Source organism: Paenibacillus sp. G34 (genome assembly GCF_056856875.1).
This window is the reverse complement of the sequence record NZ_CM166469.1, coordinates 858,005-875,022: the sequence shown is the minus strand read 5'-3', so window position 1 is coordinate 875,022 and position 17,018 is coordinate 858,005. Positions and strand designations below refer to the sequence as shown.

The 17,018-nt window shown below is 45.6% G+C and carries 15 protein-coding genes; 5 read left to right on the top strand and 10 right to left on the bottom strand.

Annotation, left to right across the window (positions count from 1 at the left end):
- Positions 1-291, bottom strand: a complete 291-nt coding sequence (locus tag AC1VYS_RS03965; protein ID WP_017690665.1) for a YerC/YecD family TrpR-related protein — start codon at positions 289-291, stop codon at positions 1-3.
- Between the two features lie 498 nt (positions 292-789).
- On the opposite strand from AC1VYS_RS03965, the gene AC1VYS_RS03960 reads away from it, so the two are divergent.
- On the top strand, positions 790-1,428 hold the full coding sequence (locus AC1VYS_RS03960) for a tyrosine protein kinase (RefSeq protein WP_482913086.1): 639 nt from the start codon (positions 790-792) through the stop codon (positions 1,426-1,428).
- Between the two features lie 126 nt (positions 1,429-1,554).
- Positions 1,555-2,643, top strand: coding sequence for a DNA alkylation repair protein (locus AC1VYS_RS03955; protein WP_482913085.1), 1,089 nt, complete (start codon positions 1,555-1,557; stop codon positions 2,641-2,643).
- A gap of 208 nt (positions 2,644-2,851) precedes the next feature.
- Here AC1VYS_RS03955 and corA read toward each other — a convergent pair whose 3' ends face one another.
- From corA to AC1VYS_RS03935, 4 genes are all read right to left on the bottom strand, one after another.
- The gene (gene corA / locus AC1VYS_RS03950; protein WP_482913084.1) at positions 2,852-3,811 is read right to left on the bottom strand and encodes a magnesium/cobalt transporter CorA; all 960 of its coding nucleotides are present in this window, start codon (positions 3,809-3,811) and stop codon (positions 2,852-2,854) included.
- Positions 3,812-4,127: 316 nt separating this feature from the next.
- Positions 4,128-5,117 (bottom strand): inorganic phosphate transporter, encoded by a 990-nt coding sequence (locus AC1VYS_RS03945; RefSeq protein ID WP_090923317.1) that lies wholly within the window; start codon positions 5,115-5,117, stop codon positions 4,128-4,130.
- Positions 5,118-5,131: 14 nt separating this feature from the next.
- Positions 5,132-5,749, bottom strand: coding sequence for a DUF47 domain-containing protein (locus tag AC1VYS_RS03940; protein WP_221788374.1), 618 nt, complete (start codon positions 5,747-5,749; stop codon positions 5,132-5,134).
- Between the two features lie 362 nt (positions 5,750-6,111).
- Positions 6,112-7,182 (bottom strand): DUF3048 domain-containing protein, encoded by a 1,071-nt coding sequence (locus tag AC1VYS_RS03935; RefSeq protein ID WP_482913083.1) that lies wholly within the window; start codon positions 7,180-7,182, stop codon positions 6,112-6,114.
- A gap of 346 nt (positions 7,183-7,528) precedes the next feature.
- On the opposite strand from AC1VYS_RS03935, the gene AC1VYS_RS03930 reads away from it, so the two are divergent.
- Both AC1VYS_RS03930 and AC1VYS_RS03925 read left to right on the top strand, forming a co-directional pair.
- Positions 7,529-8,068: a DoxX family protein gene (locus AC1VYS_RS03930; protein ID WP_482913082.1), complete on the top strand. Its 540-nt coding sequence runs from the start codon at positions 7,529-7,531 to the stop codon at positions 8,066-8,068.
- A gap of 129 nt (positions 8,069-8,197) precedes the next feature.
- Positions 8,198-8,410, top strand: a complete 213-nt coding sequence (locus tag AC1VYS_RS03925) for a hypothetical protein (RefSeq protein WP_434748049.1) — start codon at positions 8,198-8,200, stop codon at positions 8,408-8,410.
- A 199-nt stretch (positions 8,411-8,609) separates the two neighbouring features.
- Here AC1VYS_RS03925 and AC1VYS_RS03920 read toward each other — a convergent pair whose 3' ends face one another.
- The 3 genes from AC1VYS_RS03920 to AC1VYS_RS03910 form a co-directional block, all read right to left on the bottom strand.
- Complete coding sequence (locus AC1VYS_RS03920; RefSeq protein ID WP_482913081.1) at positions 8,610-9,395, bottom strand: DODA-type extradiol aromatic ring-opening family dioxygenase; 786 nt, start codon at positions 9,393-9,395, stop codon at positions 8,610-8,612.
- Between the two features lie 113 nt (positions 9,396-9,508).
- Positions 9,509-10,339 carry an alpha/beta hydrolase gene (locus AC1VYS_RS03915; RefSeq protein ID WP_482913080.1) on the bottom strand — a complete coding sequence of 277 codons (831 nt, stop codon included), beginning with the start codon at positions 10,337-10,339 and terminating at the stop codon, positions 9,509-9,511.
- 608 nt (positions 10,340-10,947) lie between these two features.
- Entirely contained in the window at positions 10,948-11,181 is a 234-nt protein-coding gene (locus AC1VYS_RS03910; protein WP_482913079.1) for a hypothetical protein, read from the bottom strand.
- Positions 11,182-11,592: 411 nt separating this feature from the next.
- Here AC1VYS_RS03910 and AC1VYS_RS03905 point away from each other — a divergent pair, with 411 nt between their 5' ends.
- Positions 11,593-12,339: a DUF1129 family protein gene (locus AC1VYS_RS03905; protein ID WP_482913078.1), complete on the top strand. Its 747-nt coding sequence runs from the start codon at positions 11,593-11,595 to the stop codon at positions 12,337-12,339.
- A gap of 142 nt (positions 12,340-12,481) precedes the next feature.
- On the opposite strand, the gene AC1VYS_RS03900 is transcribed toward AC1VYS_RS03905, so the two are convergent.
- The gene (locus tag AC1VYS_RS03900) at positions 12,482-13,447 is read right to left on the bottom strand and encodes an AraC family transcriptional regulator (RefSeq protein ID WP_482913077.1); all 966 of its coding nucleotides are present in this window, start codon (positions 13,445-13,447) and stop codon (positions 12,482-12,484) included.
- Positions 13,448-13,718: 271 nt separating this feature from the next.
- Positions 13,719-16,919 carry a copper amine oxidase N-terminal domain-containing protein gene (locus AC1VYS_RS03895; RefSeq protein WP_482913076.1) on the bottom strand — a complete coding sequence of 1,067 codons (3,201 nt, stop codon included), beginning with the start codon at positions 16,917-16,919 and terminating at the stop codon, positions 13,719-13,721.
- Positions 16,920-17,018 lie beyond the last annotated feature (99 nt).

The following is a 17,018-nucleotide window of genomic DNA, read 5'->3' as shown; positions in this document are numbered from 1 at the left end:
TTAGCGCCCCAGGCGTTCCAGTGTCATTTTATAACCGTCATTACCGTAATTCAGACAACGCTTAACCCGAGAAATCGTAGCCGTGCTCGCGCCCGTCTCCGCTTCAATCTGGTTATACGTGTTGCCTTTGCCTAGCATACGTGCCACTTCCAGCCGCTGGGACATGGATTGGATCTCGTTCACGGTGCAGAGGTCATCAAAAAAGACATAACACTCTTCAATATCCTTAAGTGTAAGGATGGCCTCAAATAGTTGTTCAATGCTTTTATCATTTAGCTTTTTCAGCTGCATTTTATCATCATCCCCTAGCGGTTACTGTGTACATACATTGTACCTAGCCTGAGTTGGTATTTCAAGCGTTAACGATTTCACGCACTACAGAACAAAAACACATGTTACCGCTTACAAACAGTACTCTTGTCCTCCCCAGACGGACAACCAGCATAAAAACTGTGTTAATTCCCCCTTTATGGGTGGACATTTCCGATTATTCATCTAGGTTTTTAAACCTTATAATTGTTACAATTTTGTGTCTAAACTTCATTTTTATTCCTTAAAACAGCTTCTCATCTCTTTTGCTGGCCTGCGCCCAAATCCGCAAATATCCCGTTTTCCGTGATACTCGCCTACGCCGCCTCTCCGCGGATGACATACAGTATATCAAAAGGGAGTTCCACCCTGCTTGTTACGGCCGTATCCCACACAATTAATTTCACGATGCAACGGAATTCCGAAATCGATGGTGGAACGCAATTCCGAAAATCTAATATAGAAGGAACGTGATCGTTCATGCCACAGCATTACTATCATCGCCAGCCAGGAACAAGGCAACGCCCAGCTCCCAATCCCAATGGCCATCGGCAAGCTCGTACTTCGGCTTATGTACCTTATGAGACCGTCCCACGCTCTTTGAATGAAACCCAGGTCCAGCCGATGTATCCCGGGGTTAATCCGACTTATCCAGGCTTCGCCGAGGTTGAAGCATCCGGTCTGGTGCCCTATGGGCAGAGTGTTAGCGGAGGAGTCTATGGCAGCGACATCGTGCCTGCTACGCCAGTCGTTCCGACTCAAGCCCCTGCCTCTTCAGGCAGCTCCGGTTTTTCCCTTGCCAACTTAGGTGAGTTAAAAGGCATGATTGACCGCTTCGGCGGCATTGACGGCATTATGAGCGGCGTGGCCAAAATGCAAAAGGTCGTTGGCGGTATTCAGCAGATGGCCCCGATGATGAAACTGGTGATGGGCATTCTGCCTTTTGGAAAAAATAAAAACAGTAGCAGCGAAGCCGACGCTGATTATGAAGAATACTCGAAACCTCGCCCGCGCAAACGCCGCAAAAAAACGACAGGTGCACAGCGGAAACGCACCTCTTCCCCAGCGCGCCGGAAAAACGCAACATCCAAACCGCGTCCCAAAAGACGCAAAAGTTAACTCTATTCAGGCACTCCCCTTACAAAGGCGGGTGCCTTAACCTTTTTGAACAACTAAAAAGCAAGAACTTATGTTCTTATCCTGGAAAATGGGGTATACTAGAGACTACATATAAGGAGGCAGACCATGGAACTGTTCAAAGATAAATATACACCCACTCTCATTGATCGAACCGCCAATCAGTTGCATCAATTTTATCCAGAGTTACAAACACAGCGATTCCGCGAACTGGTTTTCGCTGAAGGCTGGGAAGCGCTGGAGTTCAAGGCAAGGATACGTCGGATTACGGAATCTTTGACCCATGTTCTGCCCGCCGATTACGAACAAGCCTTACATATCCTTGAACAGGCAGCTCCACAGTTGCGCGGGGTTGAGTACCTTTTTGTGCCTGATTTCATTGAAGTGAATGGACTTGCCCCCGAAAACTACGAGTTATCGATGAAATATCTTACCGTATTTACACCGTATTCAAGTTCCGAGTTTGCGGTGCGGCCGTTCATTCAGCGTTATCCACTACAGACGATGAAACAGTTGATGGAATGGACGGAAAGCAATGATCAGCATATTCGCAGGCTGGCCAGCGAAGGCAGTCGCCCTCGTTTACCTTGGGGAGCCAAGCTTGGGGAATTCATTGTTGACCCTACCCCAGTTCTTCCCATTTTGCATGCACTGCGACAGGACGAGTCCCTCTATGTACGAAAAAGTGTAGCGAATCACCTCAATGACATTTCCAAGGATCATCCGAATCTTGTTCTAGATCTTGCTAAGGCTTGGTACGGTCAGAACACACATACCGACTGGATTATTCGGCACGCAAGCCGTTCATTGCTTAAGAAGGGACACCCTTCTGCACTGATTCTGTTCGGCTATCACAAGCAAGAGGCTATTCATATTGAAAACCTGAAGCTGGAGCGGGAGGAAATTTCCACAGGTGAGGATTTGCATTTTTCATTCGATGTGGTCAATACAAGCGGTGAACCGCAAATGCTGAGGCTTGAATATGAGATTGGTTATATGAAGGCGAATGGTAAACAAGCACCTAAGCGATTTAAATGCTCCGACAAAATGTATGCAAATGGTCGCAGCACCGTCACTACCAAACAATCGTTCAAACTCATTACGACACGTAAATATTACGCGGGGCTGCATACGCTTACGATCATTGTAAATGGACAGGAAACGGAAACCGTCTCTTTTGTGCTGGAGGTCGACTAAGCTCCAACGGCGAACCCCATTTTAGTTGTGCACAAGTCGCTGTAAGCGAAACACTTATACACATGTGGATAGCAGCATGGAAACGGAGAAAAGGTCTGTTCTAATCATCAGAACCAAGCCGTCCGGCAACACTCCTTTGAACAAAGAATATCTTCTGCTTAGGAGGTTCGCTTGACGGCCCTTTTTTCAATCCATTCGATAACCTTGATTACTTAAACCAGCCGCGTTTCACAAACCAGGCCACCATACAGCCTCCCAGGACAAACATCAGTAATAACACAGCACCGTATCCATACCTCCACTGAAGCTCGGGCATATGGGCGAAGTTCATGCCGTAGATACCTGCAATTAGAGTGAGTGGCATAAATACCGTCGTAATGACCGTCAGTGTTTTCATAATCTGATTCATCCGATTCGAATTCAACGAAATATAACTATCGCGCAAGTCTGCCGTCATCTCCCGATCGGCTTCAATCATATCCGTCAGTTTGAGTAGATGGTCATAAATATCGGTGAAATATGCCGTATGTTCCCCTGTTCGCTGTACATGTTGCGAATTAATGACCCGGTAGAGCAGATCCCGCATAGGGACAACAGTGCGTCTAAGCTTCAGGAGTCGACTGCGCAGGTCAAACACCTGATTCATCAATTCTTCTACAGACTCCTGACCGCCCCGATTTTCCAGTTCAGCCAGCTCATCCTCAATGGCAAATAGCGACGGAAAATAGTGATCGACCAGTTTGTCCATCACTGTATATGCTGCCGCCACCGGCCCTCTTGCCCAGATGGTACGCTCATGCGCGTGTTTCAGCAGTCTGTCCCAGGCCTCATCCACTTCTTCCAGTTTCCCATGATGAAAGGACACCAGAAAGTTCTGTCCCAGAAAAAGATCTACCTCTTCTGCCTCCAGCGTGGCCGGATTCAGCGCATGTAACACTAGAAACTGCAGATTCTCATAGTAATCCAGCTTGGGACGCTGTAATACGTGCAGACAGTCTTCAATCGCAAGTGGGTGAAAATGAAAATATGTATCCAGTAGCCGACTTTCTTCTTCGGTAGGCTGGTTGAAATCTGCCCATACCCAGGCAAAATCGTTTAAATCAAGCTGCTCCAGCGGCATGTTCACCGTGACTTGATGATCCCGCGTAATCGCAAGTGTACGAATCATGGATTGGACCACGTCCTTGTCTTATCGAAGTTCTGATTTCATTGTATACTCTGGACAACAAAAAAAGCCAACCCTGTTGGCTTCTCTCATTTCCCCTATCCACAGTTCCCTGTATCCACAGGAAGGTTTCTTTTGGTTTATCATTCCACGGATGGCTATCCACATATCCAGCCTGTCCACACGTTCGTGCACAGGCATTTCTTCAACTCATTGTATATTTATCCACATATCCCGATATTCACATCGTTATGAACAGGTTCGTCCTTCACTTACTGTATCCGATCGATGGATACCCGGTCCTTCTGTTGACAACTATTTAGAAAATAATCCAGTACAACAGACCTGCAAGTGCTCCGGTAATTGGAATCGTAATGAACCACGTAATGATGATACGTCCAGCCAGTCCCCATTTTACAGCCGAGAAACGTTTCGCCGAACCTACACCCAGAATCGCGGATGTGATTGCGTGTGTCGTACTTACCGGAAGGTGCAACAATGTTGCTGTGAAAATAACGGATGCAGCAGATAAATCGGCAGCAAAGCCGTTAATCGGTTCGATTTTAAAAATCTTGGTCCCCATCGTTTTGATGATTTTCCAACCACCTACCGATGTCCCCAGGGCCATAGCTGTTGCTGCTGAAATTTTAACCCACAGTGGTACTTCAAGATGATCCTGTACCTTGGCTGCGACGAGTGCAAATGTAATAATCCCCATCGCTTTCTGCGCATCGTTGGTACCATGCGTGAATGCCTGCAGGGCGGCCGTGAAGATCTGTACCGTACGGAAGCCTTTATTCACATTGTGCGGACTGCGTTTGGCAAACACATATTTAAGAATCGTCATGACGATATAACCAATGGCAAAAGCAATCAGAGGTGACAACAGCAAACCTCCGACGATATCAATGAATCCACTCCATTTCACTTTGTCCGAGCCTGCTCCAACGAGCACTGCACCTGCGAGCGCTCCGATTAACGCATGTGAAGAAGATGAAGGAATTCCAAACCACCAGGTAACCAAATTCCAGATGATCGCGGCAATCAAGGTGACGATGACAACCTCGATCCCGTTATCAAGCTTGGTGGGGTCCGTCACGCTCCCCCCAATCGTCTTCGCAACACCCGTAAACATCATCGCACCAACAAAATTCATCACGGCCGCCAAAATAATGGCGCGGCGCGGCGTCAGTGCACGTGTGGATACCGATGTTGCAATGGCATTAGCCGTGTCGTGGAAACCGTTGATGAAGTCAAACGCCAGTGCAAGGAAGACGACTATACCTAATACCCAAATCGTTGTTTCCATTATTTTCTGGCTCCTTAAGAATTACGCATGATGATGGATTCAAGAACGTTCGCAACATGCTCGCAAGCATCCGTTGTTGTTTCAAGGCGTTCGTAGATCTCTTTACGCTTGATCAATTCAATCGGATCGGATACCGTAGCGAATAGATTCTTGATACAGTTACGCAATACTTCGTCGCCTTGGTTTTCCAAATCATTCAAGCGAATGGTATATTCACGAATCGCCAGCAATTTTTTCTGGGACAGCAAATGAATCGCCTTCTGAATTTCGTAAGCCGATTGGCGCAAAATCTCTGCAAATTGAACGATATATTCGTCCGGTTCCACCAAATTGTACATATAAAAACGTGAAGCTGTAGCTTCAATGCCGTCCAATACGTCATCAAGAGTTGTTGTCAGTTCCATAATATCATCGCGTTCGATCGGCGTGATAAATGTTTTGTTGAGTTCTGTAATGATCGTGTGCACGTAGTCATCACATTGTGACTCGTACTTTTTCATTTCATTAGCAAAAAGAGTTACATCCTGAAGGTTGGAAACATGCTGGGAGAAATAATCTGCCGCTTGAACAACCGTATCTGCCATATTCTCCAGTGTTTCAAAAAATATGTCCTTCTTCTTCTTAATCTTCATAGCTCTATCCCCTCTTCGAGAAATTGCGCCGATAACCGATGAAACATGAAATGACAACCTTTGATATCTTATCATATTTGTTTCATGGTTTGTACAAAAGCTGCGATCCTTTTTTATATTCTTCTCATATTAACCTGAAATGAATCTTAATTATTTGGAATTATGGCAAAATCAGACTCCGATTTTACACTGCGTTTACAAAACTCCACAAAAGTCGACGCGTGACCCAAAACAAATTTTCATAAAAAGTGCGATGATACGACAACACCTCGTTACAAATCTTAACCTTTTTCATCGCTTTCTTTCATTTCAGCGTGGAGATGATTGATTCATTACGATGCTCTACATTTGTCTAAGGCCCATTATTGTTCCGCCAGCTTCACATGATCTGCAAACTGTGGATGGTTCGGCACAATGCTAATGAAGGTTTTGCCGGGCACCAGATTCATTTCACGCCCATCCTTCACAAAACGGATAATATCTCCCTCTTTTCTAACCCATTGTCCACGAATCATCTTGCCCTTCTGAAACAGCATCGCCTCACCGCCATGATCCACGTTCACGGATAACCTGCCTACATCGTCGAGCACCTTATGGTCTGCCCCCGCAACAATGATATTGGACGCACCTAACTGACTGCCGTTATCTTTATCCTGATCTGGCTTCCCGTTCACCATTCTCATATATCGTCCGCTAACTTCATCATAATCATACGTTACTTTATAACTATTCAATAAATAATGGAGCTCAAACTGCTTCACACTCTCTCCAGTAGAGGTAGCCCCTGCCTCGTCATACTTGTACACAGGAGATTGGAATTCATGGCTGTACCCTTTCTTGTCCGTACCTTCTCTAAGCTTGTCCACAGATGTATATAGATTGTGAGGCGCTTTGCGTTCTTTGGAACGCCAGAAGTAAGGCCCACCATTCGAAATTTCATCCATGTGTTGTTTATGCTGTTTTTGCAAAATGGAATAGGCCTCCGGACTGCCTCCGGCATGAATAAGCACCCCGTCATAACTTTCACCAAGCTCAATCAGGTATGGACGAATGCTACGTATGGGGCCGACGGTTTCTGCTCCACCTTCACTCTGAAAAATAGCAATAAATCGAGTGATGCCGCCTTCGGCAAGCACCTCAATAATAATGTCCGCTGCACTCAACCCTGATTGGGGACGTGCTGCCGGTGCATTGTTGATCATCACTGCCAGCGGTCTCTGTGTAGCGGATTCGTCTACGGCTAATCCCGTAAGAGGTGCTATAAAGGCAGGAGTAGCGGGTACCTCAACCTGGTTCTCTTCCTGAATCGGTGCAGGTGTGGGCTCCGGCTGGGGAATTTGGGCGACCTCTTTGTTCTGGCAAGCAGCAAGACTCATGGCAAGAAAGCAGATCGATGCTGCCGATACGGCTTTGCTCCAAGAAAAAGACTTCAATATAGGACCTCCTGAACGATTTGGCTGATTTTCTTCTGCTTATCATGTGATATATCTCTCATGCAGACAACCATCTCACGTATTTCTTTCCATTTAATCACAACACTTCCGTTTTGTCTGCGCCTAGTAAACCTTGTCTCATCTCAGATATTGCCTTTGAATCATAAAATGAGCAAATAAATATGTCCTAAATGTGAACTTCTTAAACCTTACTTAAAATTTGAACTAGATTGTGATTTTAATCACAAACAAAACACCTTTCCGAATATACAATAAAGACATCAAAGGTGATCACTTAGAAAAACAAAAACAACACACACTAGATTCCATAAAAGGAGTGGTTTATATGTTCAGCTTCAACCAATGGCTTAGAGAAAACAAAGTGGCAATGTGGATTTTAACAGTACTTCGGGTGTACATCGGATATGACTGGATGACTCACGGATGGAGCAAATTGACCGGCGGATTCCAAGCTGGCGGATTCCTCACAGGAGCACTTGAAAAAGCAACAGGCGATCATCCAGCGGTTCAAGCTTGGTGGGCAACGTTCCTTGAAAAGTTCGCTATTCCAAATGCCGGATTATTCGACTTCGTCATCCCGCTCGGTGAATTCCTGGTAGGTTTGGGACTCATCCTTGGATGCTTCACTACACTGGCTGCTCTGATGGCGATGGTCATGAACTTTGCGTTCCTCTTCTCGGGTACAGTAAGCACAAACGCTCAACTGGTATTGCTCCAAATCTTCATCGTCGTAGCTGGTGCAAATGCAGGTAAAATCGGTCTGGATCACTGGGTACTGCCTTACCTTCGCGGATTGTTCAAAAAGGACAGAAGCATTCAGCCAACAGACACGCCAACCATCACACCCACTAAGAAAACAGCTTAAACGCTATAATAAATAAGAAATTCGGCCCTGCTCCCTCCCCTTGGAGCAGGGCTTTTTATTGCACTTGCCCAACAGTAGAATCCCATATTATGATAGTTATAAAGTCTATCAGAGCAAAGGAGTATCCCTATGCCCACTCAACGCCGTCTCGAAACGGACGCCGACTTTCAGGAAGCTATGACCTTAAAACATAAAATCAGGGTATTTAAAGATAATCACCAGATTGACTCTGGTGGCATTATCATTCGTTTTGACGAAAAAACCATTGTTGTTCAGTCCAGTGTCAGTGAGTTGGCCTATCACTCACGTACAGAATGTGAGTTATTCGAACTTCGCAAGTAGTGTTATATATCCGGCTTTGGGCAAAAGCTCAAATATAACAACAACACTATAAAATTCCTTAATACCAAAAAAGGTTCCACGCAGTCAATAACAGACGCGTGGAACCTTTTTACATATTAAAATTTTACATTATCGTCCTGATCAAATTCCCGAAACATAACCGAACATTTAGATCTTTAACGTGCTCATCTGCTCTAAGTTATATGCCGTCACCAAACTGCCAGCAATTCAAACTTAATGTGCCGCAGGCATACGACTGAAACAGACGCTTCGCTGTGCGAGACATATCCGCTGTGCCCATGGCGTAGAACAATGGTGCCATATGTTCCATGCCATAGGACGGAACTGCCGTCCGAGCATGAGGGGCTTTTTTTTCATACAGAAACAATTCTCTCGTATTCCACTGCTGCAAACGTTCCGCGAGCCAGTCATCGAACTCTACGGCCCAATCCTGCGGCTCATCATCCTGTGCCAGCATTCTCAGATTATGCACCGTTCCACCACTACCAATCATGAGCACATTATCATGCCTGAGTTGCTCCAACATACGCCCAATATCATACTGCTCTTGCGGGGAACGAAGTGAATCCACCGATACGGCAATAACGGGAATGTTCGCCTCTGGGTACATATGCAGCAGTGGCACCCATACACCATGATCCAGCCCCCGCCCTCGAACAGGTCGATGTGGCAAGTTGCTTCGCGAGAATAACGCACAGATCTCATCCGCAATCTCGGTCTGCCCCGCCGCAGGGTACTGTATGTTATACATTGCTGAAGGGTATCCGTAAAAATCATGCAGGGTCTGATGGGATTCATCCATCGTCACCGAAGGCTCGGGACAATCCCAGTGTGCGGTGAATACAACGATGGCCTTTGGAGCTGGCAGCCTGTCTCCAAGTTCGTTCAAAAATTGAGTGTAGTCACTGCTCTCCAACGCCAGAGTGGGAGAACCATGCGCAATGAATAGTGCGGGTAATGTCATTGCTGCCAACCTCCAGACACGGATAGGATGCTTACCTCTCTATTTTACCCCGAAGAAGGCGCTTTTCCAAGTTAATACCCGTGACTTTTGATTGATGACGTTTGGCTTATGGCTTAGATCATCCAGTGTTGCCAGTTCTCTTCAATCTTCTGACGCTCCCCGAGCCATTCTCTCGTACGTGTAATCAGTTGTTCACGCTCTTTACCAGATGAGAAGGTATGATTGCCCTGGAAAATGATTTCCTTGTCGCAGCGCCCTTCTTGGCGCATCCAGAAGACTTTTTGATACAGAAACGCATAGTCTACAGGGATGACCTCGTCCGAAGTACCGTGCACAACCAGCACATCGCCGCTGAACTTCACCGCTTCCTGGAATGGCTGATGCTCTGCCAGAGAGTTGAAGAATTTGGGAGTGAACCTGTAGCCGAGATAATCGGCAGCTCCTGCTTTTACACCGTCATCATACACATCTCTACCCGTAATCTTCACGATATCGTTGAACGGGTAACCGACAGCCGACCACATGACGAGATTTTTGACCCGTTTGTCACGTACAGCCGTTAACAGCGCAACAGCTCCGCCCAAGCTATGTCCGATCAAAGTCACACGTGTAGGGTCGACATCGGTGCAGTTCACAGCATAATCAAGCACAGAACGGGTTTGCAGTACCATGGACTCCAGCCCTTCCGCTCCATATTCACCGCTACTCTCTCCGCAGCCGATGTAATCAAAACGCAGCACCAGATATCCGTCTTCCGCGAGTTCACGAGCTGTTTTCACAAACAATCGATCCACTCCGATTCGGCTTCCTACAAAGCCGTGACAGATGACAGCCAGAGGCACACGTTGCTGAAGTGTCTCCTCTTTGATATCTTTTACAACCGGATAGTGAATGGTCGCGGTTAACTCCTCTTCTCCGTGACGGATACTGATCTGACGTTCCATACCGATTTTCCCCTTTCATGGTGACCTTGCTATATAAGTTGAACTAAAGTTTTTACACAGCCACTCCGATGACAGAATAACCTTACAATCGCTGTTATCCCCAGATTTTTTGTTTCCCTTTTCCAAAGGGGAAAATCCGGTGATCAGCGTATGCTTCCGATGTAGCTTTCTTGCAGAAAGCTTTTAGGCGAACGCTTCGCTTTTTCAGGTTTTTTCTGTCCTCTCCGTTAGAGTGTAAAAGAAGAGTTCAAATTATATAGCAGTTCCTTGTTATATATTGAACGTATTTTGATTAATTATGTTTAATCCGATAAGTTTAGTAAGTATTAAGAAGATACTAGTATATTATCATCCCCACACCTGCAAGTCAACGCGAGAAATGATACAACTATTACAAGCACAACTGTTCTCTTTTGCACCCATTATCCCGCAAAAAAAAAGAGACCGAGCTATATTCAGCCAGGCCTCGCATTATTTCTGTTCAGTTCCAATACTCATACCATGTGTTTCTTTGATCCGTGTATTCATGTATTGTATCTAACCTATCGAAGGATCACCCGATCTGCCTTTCCTTATGATCGCCAATGGCTATGATGTTTCTTACGATCTTACTCATAGCTCCTGCGGAACATCGCATGAGTCTCGATTCGTCCATTCCACTCATGCTGCTGACCTGCACCCTCATTGTCCCAGAAGCTTCTACCTTGCCAATTTTCATCGTTCAGCTCTTCGCCAAACTCCGTATCCTCCACAGCCTCATCCATCGGCACCACCTCATCCGCCACACCGCGGGAATTGCTGTTGAGTAGCATCTTGCGTGTCAGATCTGATTGTTTATCCATGCTAACCACACTCCTATCCATCATTTCGGTTTGGAAATGCTACTATTGTGATGGATTAGACAGCTCTTTATTCATGGTTCACAGAATCGTTGCTTCTTCCAACCAAGCTATGTATATTCACATCTCCGCAGGGGAAAATAAAACCAAAACAACAGGCTCGCCAGTCCCGGAAGCCTGTACCCGAAAGGAATGAACTCATGGCACATCTACTCGGATGGATTCAGCATCATGGAAAACTCGTGCTCTTATGCACCTGTATTGTGCTAGCCTGTATCGGGCTATGGGTGAATCATAAGCAGTTATTTTATAAGGAATGACTTTGCGAAACGAGAGCCCTTCCCGTATACTAAAATATCGTCAGGGTCTTCATGGAATGGGAGATCAGAACGTGTGAGACAGGGGGAGCAATCAGTGGGAATTTCCTATAAAAAGCTGAAAGAAATACAAAATCGGCAAATCACAGAGATGAGCCGCATGACACCAGATAACGTACAACTCTATAACCAGATCAGCAGCATCGCAAGGCAAGCTCCGGCAGACCAGAGAACCCAGGAAGAATGGATTCTCGCTGCGGGAAGGGCCATCGTACAAGCACAGAAGGATAACAAATCAGCCCGTGATCTGTACGGCTCTGATCTGGAACAGGATATTTACGCTCAACTCGGAAAAGGTTCTACAGAAACAGATGGAGACAACACCAGTACAACACAGGCTGCTGACTCCACTGAAACAACGCCTGTGAAACGAACACCTAAATGGTACGTAATGATTGCCTGGGCGGCAATATCGGTTGTACTATTCATCCAAGGTTGCACAGGACTATTCTTCGGCTTCACAGACGGCGATACCGAAGCTTTCGAACATATCAGCCTATTCTCTCTCATCATTGCTGCTGTTGGCGGGATCGCACTCGTAGAGATGCTGCGCCGATTAGCAGAACGCCCGGACGACCAGGGAACAGACAAACATGTCATGCCCAAAGTTAACATTCGTGGCATCATCATTTACATCGTCATCGTCGTGCTTGTTCTCTTTGTTGGTTACCCACTTCGGGATAAACTTCCTGTCTTCTACATGGCTCCATGGGTTAGCGCCGTGATCGGTATAGCTGGACTTGCTTTAATCCGACCTCTCTTTGGGCAGAAAAAGCAGGCATAGCTGAAGCGGACATTTTCGAAAGTATTTGTTGCCTTCTATTTGGGAGTAGAACAACACATCCAGAAAGTAGTGCAATAGAAGCAGTTACTCATTAAATTTAAATTTTAAGGAATTCTACTTAAGAGACCGTAAGGTCTCTTTTTTATTGAGGCGTTCCAATTTCCTTGTTATACAGGTGGAGGTTCTGCTCCAGTTTGGGCTGATTGCGTAGTTTAAGACCTTTACCAGGTGTTTCTCCAAATTCACGCTTAAACATGCGAATGAAATAATTCACTTCCATGCCTACATTCTCTGCCGCTTCCTTCACACTGGCTTGAGGATGTTCGTTCATCCACTCCAGTCCCTTTTGCAAACGCCAAGACTGCATATACTGATGCCCGGTCACACCATAATGCTGATGAAATAATCGATTCAGATGCTGTACAGAGTAACCTACAGCTTCGGCCACATGTTTCAATAAGAGGTCATCTTGATAGTGAACCTGTATTAAGGTTATCGCCCGGTTGAGCCCTGCCGATCCAGCATATGAATTTCCTTGTAGCTGTGAACCTGTGACATCGCTCTCTTGCTTAGCACTTTTCGCCCTTATAGACGGTTGCCCCGTGTTCCACTCCCCTTCAGAAGAAAGAGGATCGACTGGTGCTAATGCCTGAGCCATGTCCAGAATAAGCTGGTAGAGCAAGGCAGACGTTTTCCACATCGACATCTCTCCCTGATCCAACGCCTTCCACAGTTCTATCATCTGTGACCAGATCAGATCAAACCTGGCTAATGTGCAAGGTTCTCCGCGGGCGATGCCAGTTGTGCGGAGCACTGATGCCGCTAGTTCACCACCGATGCCAATGAACCCTAGCTCTCCGTCCGTTTTTGAATGGGGAATGTACTCATGAGCAACACCGGGTTCCAATGCAAATAATTGCTCTGCACCCATAACAAATGTTCCCTTGCCAGAAATGTTGAACCGCCCTCCGCTACCTCGTGCCAAAAATAACTGATATACCGGAAAGCCCTCCGGGCGATGTAGCCCTTTTTCTTCCTGTGTACCTAAACCGTACAAATATAGTGGCATGCGGGCATCCGGTTGCCCCGTCAAACGAAACGCTAACATTCCATCCTTCCTTTCGGCTGATCTGCTCCCACGTTCTTTGACTTCTATTATCCATCCTTTGATCCAAACCCGGCAATGACCTTAGGAACCCTTTTGAGAATTTCATTTATTGGAAAAATAAGGTCATTGGTCGTAGCCCCAGCAGAATGCTGCCAATGTGCCGTTTACGGTGGGACAGAAAAACTCCCTTTCCGAAGGTGGAAAGGGAGTTGGACATAAAGTTCATGCGGTTTGGGACAGTGAACTTCATACAAAGAAATACCTATTAGACTTATGAACTTTGTGTACCAGAAGATGATGACTCACTGCCAGTAGAAGCCGGATTGTTACTTCGACCGGAAGCAGGTGCTCCGGTATCCCCACCAGACGTCCCACCACCTGAACTACCCGCTGCTGGTGCAGGAGTGGCTGCTGGAATCATCAGATCAACTGTAGCAGAAGAAACAGAATTATACTTCTTGGAATCATTTGACACGGAAAGCACAACAACTTGGTACTCTCCATCTCCAAAAACCAACCCATCTGAATCCTTGGTATCATTTCCAATCATTACTTTTTTACCTGTTTCGCCAAGACTTAAACTTGTTACGGGGCTTCCGCTAATACCTGATTTACTCGATTTTTTAACAATATAAACATCGTAATTTTTAATGCCTGCTTCACTAGTTGGCTTGGTAAAATCGATACTAATTTCACTAGATGTTGCCGTCGATTTAAGATCGGTTACCTTCCCAGCATCTATTGGTGTTGGTGCTTGTTTTTTTGCATTAATCGTAAAATTAGTAGATGTCGCTATATTTGATTCTCTTTTGCTATCAGACTCGGACAAGATGACTATTTTATATGAGACTCCATCTTTAATTTGGTTGCCATTGCTGTCTTTCAAAGTGGAGGGCAGCTCTGTAGGGCTTGAATCTACCTCAACGGCATTATTTTCTCTAACCGTCGCTTTAGCTGCATTAAGATCAAATGAAGTTGCAGCCGGTACAACCATTAACATGTAACGCTTGATACCTTGCGCCGGATTTGGTTTGCTAAAGTTTACAGTTATATCTGTTACATTACCTGCCGCTTGATCTGCATTTTTGACATCAATATTGCCAAACTTAACTGCTGACACAGCAGACGTTACAGATAAACTGATATCTGCGAAGGCTGAAGACAGTACATTCGGAGTGCTGTTACCGTTACTGAAGGCAAGAACAAATATACGATAACTCTGATCATTTGTAATATCTGCGCCATCTGTAGTTTTAACATTTTCCAGGTTAAATGTATAATCTCCACTGCCACCAGCTTTATTCACAACCTTGTAGTAAGGATTCCGATTGGCTTCCTCCAGGTTGAACCTTCCTGTATTGGCGGCTTTAACCGCAAAGACACGATAATGATTTATATTAGCCTCATTCGAAGGTCTATTAAATGTCACTTGCAGATCTCTACCATTGCCATTATCGGCAACATCGGAAGCAGTCACTCTGGTTGGTGCTGTAATCGCAAAATTCTGAGTCAGTGTAATTTGAGCCGAAGACGAGGACAATGCGTTTTGGCTCCAGTTCCCGTTGTTATTTACGGACAATACGAACACCCGGTAAGCAAGACCATTTACAATGAAATTCCCGTTGGTATCCCGGGTATCACGCTGTAGTGTCACTGTCAGGTTACCACCCGTTTTATTCACCTGTGTATAATAGTTCGAAGAATTTGCAGCATTCAGATTAAAGCTTCCTACGTTATTGGCAGGTACAACGAACACACGGTAGTGGGAAACATTGGATTCATTCGTTGCTTTGTTAAACGACACGCGCAGATCTGATCCATTCCCGTTGTCCGCAACATCTGTAACAGACAGATTCGTTGCCACACCTGCAATACTATTCGATGTCAGTCTCAAAACGCTTGAAGAAGAAGACAGAGCATGAGTGTAGTTGTTCTGCTGATTGCCTGCTGCCATGACATAGATGCGATAATCCTGCAGGTTCGTGATGTTATATCCACTGGTATCCCGCATATTGGATGGCAGTGTAACCGTAAGGTTGTTACCTGTTTTATTGACAGTATAGTACAAGCTGGAAGACAAATTGCTTGCTGTAGTTAGGTTAAAGCTGCTGGATACCGTGTTGCGAACAACAAACACACGATAGTTCGCTACCTTTGACTCATCCGATACACGGTTAAAGCTCACCTGAATATCCCGTCCATCTCCATAATCCGCAATGTCTCTCACTTGTGTAATAACCGGAGCTGGAGTTGTGTTCGCGGACAATGTCAGGGAAGATGAAGCCGCAGACAGCTTGCTATCTGTTGCTGTATTGGCACTTACAGACATGATGTAAACAACATACGCAGTCCCGTTTTTGATCAACTCGCCTGACGTATCTCGCGATGATGAGGACAATTGGCTTTTGATTGTACTCGAATTCCCTTTATTAATGAACGTGGAATTCGTGCTGGATACCTTGTTCGCAGCAGCCAGGTTAAATGTCGATGCATCCTTCGCCTTTACAACAAATGCACGGTAATTCGTAATATTCGAATTCGTGCTTGGCTGTGTGAAGTTGATCTCCATGTCTCTTCCATCGCCATAATCACTAATATCGGCAATCCGCAGCCCTGTCACAGCCTGAACAGAAGGTTTCACTTGGTTCAGCTTCAGAACTTGTGAGGACCAGCCTAAATAGTTTTTGTTGTTATTGTTGCTGTTACCTACAGTGAGTACATAAAGACGGTATGTTTCATTGCTATTCAGCAGATCACCGTTCACGTCACGTGTCTGCGCATTAAGTGTCAGCTTCGGATTGGTGCCGTTTGGTGTAATCAAAGTATAGTTTCCCGGAGATACAGCCGAAGCAACCGATTCTTTAAAGCTGTTGGTATCCCTGCTTTTCACCAACATCACCCGGTATGCCGATACGGTTCTTTCTGAAATAGCACGGGTGAAGCTTACAGTGAGGTCACGGCCATCTCCGTTACTGCCAGATACCGATCCGTAGATATTCCAAGCAGAAAATTGTGTATCATCAATTGGCGTTTCAGGTGTAGACGTTGTTGTTTTAATATCCACGCGTTGATTACGTGAGTTCCAGAATACTTTTTCCCCAAAAGCTTCACTCACAAAACGAATTGGCACCATGGTGCTGCCCTTAATCGTACTCGCAGGAACATCCATCACATTCAGTTGACCATTGATATATGCAGCCTTGGAACCAAGTGTCAATGAAACCTCCCGATCGTCACGGGTCGCTGTAATGGTTTTCGTTCTATTGTTGTACTTCACCTCCGCATCAATCCCTTCAAAGATCGACCGAAGCGGAACAAGGACACGTCCTGCCTTCATTACAGGGGCTTGAACTGATTGCACCTCTGTACCGTTAATATATATGCTGATCCTTGCTGCAGCGTCCATCACAGATGTTGGTAATGCAGATACAAGCATGGCTGATACAGCCAGTGCTGACATCACCTTTTTCACTTGATTGCCTCCCGCTTTCCTCATATACCTATCCCCATTCTCCCATGATTAGTTCACTCTTATAAATTAGCTATGCAATTCAATAATTCCTGTATTTTC

Bases quoted from the DNA above. Each gene is read 5' to 3' on its own strand.
- AC1VYS_RS03945 (WP_090923317.1), bottom strand. From the start codon at position 5,117: ATGGAAACAACGATTTGGGTATTAGGTATAGTCGTCTTCCTTGCACTG.
- AC1VYS_RS03965 (WP_017690665.1), bottom strand. From the start codon at position 291: ATGCAGCTGAAAAAGCTAAATGATAAAAGCATTGAACAACTATTTGAG.
- AC1VYS_RS03900 (WP_482913077.1), bottom strand. From the start codon at position 13,447: ATGTTAGCGTTTCGTTTGACGGGGCAACCGGATGCCCGCATGCCACTA.
- AC1VYS_RS03960 (WP_482913086.1), top strand. From the start codon at position 790: ATGCCACAGCATTACTATCATCGCCAGCCAGGAACAAGGCAACGCCCA.
- AC1VYS_RS03955 (WP_482913085.1), top strand. From the start codon at position 1,555: ATGGAACTGTTCAAAGATAAATATACACCCACTCTCATTGATCGAACC.
- corA (WP_482913084.1), bottom strand. From the start codon at position 3,811: ATGATTCGTACACTTGCGATTACGCGGGATCATCAAGTCACGGTGAAC.
- AC1VYS_RS03910 (WP_482913079.1), bottom strand. From the start codon at position 11,181: ATGGATAAACAATCAGATCTGACACGCAAGATGCTACTCAACAGCAAT.
- AC1VYS_RS03915 (WP_482913080.1), bottom strand. From the start codon at position 10,339: ATGGAACGTCAGATCAGTATCCGTCACGGAGAAGAGGAGTTAACCGCG.
- AC1VYS_RS03920 (WP_482913081.1), bottom strand. From the start codon at position 9,395: ATGACATTACCCGCACTATTCATTGCGCATGGTTCTCCCACTCTGGCG.
- AC1VYS_RS03925 (WP_434748049.1), top strand. From the start codon at position 8,198: ATGCCCACTCAACGCCGTCTCGAAACGGACGCCGACTTTCAGGAAGCT.
- AC1VYS_RS03930 (WP_482913082.1), top strand. From the start codon at position 7,529: ATGTTCAGCTTCAACCAATGGCTTAGAGAAAACAAAGTGGCAATGTGG.
- AC1VYS_RS03940 (WP_221788374.1), bottom strand. From the start codon at position 5,749: ATGAAGATTAAGAAGAAGAAGGACATATTTTTTGAAACACTGGAGAAT.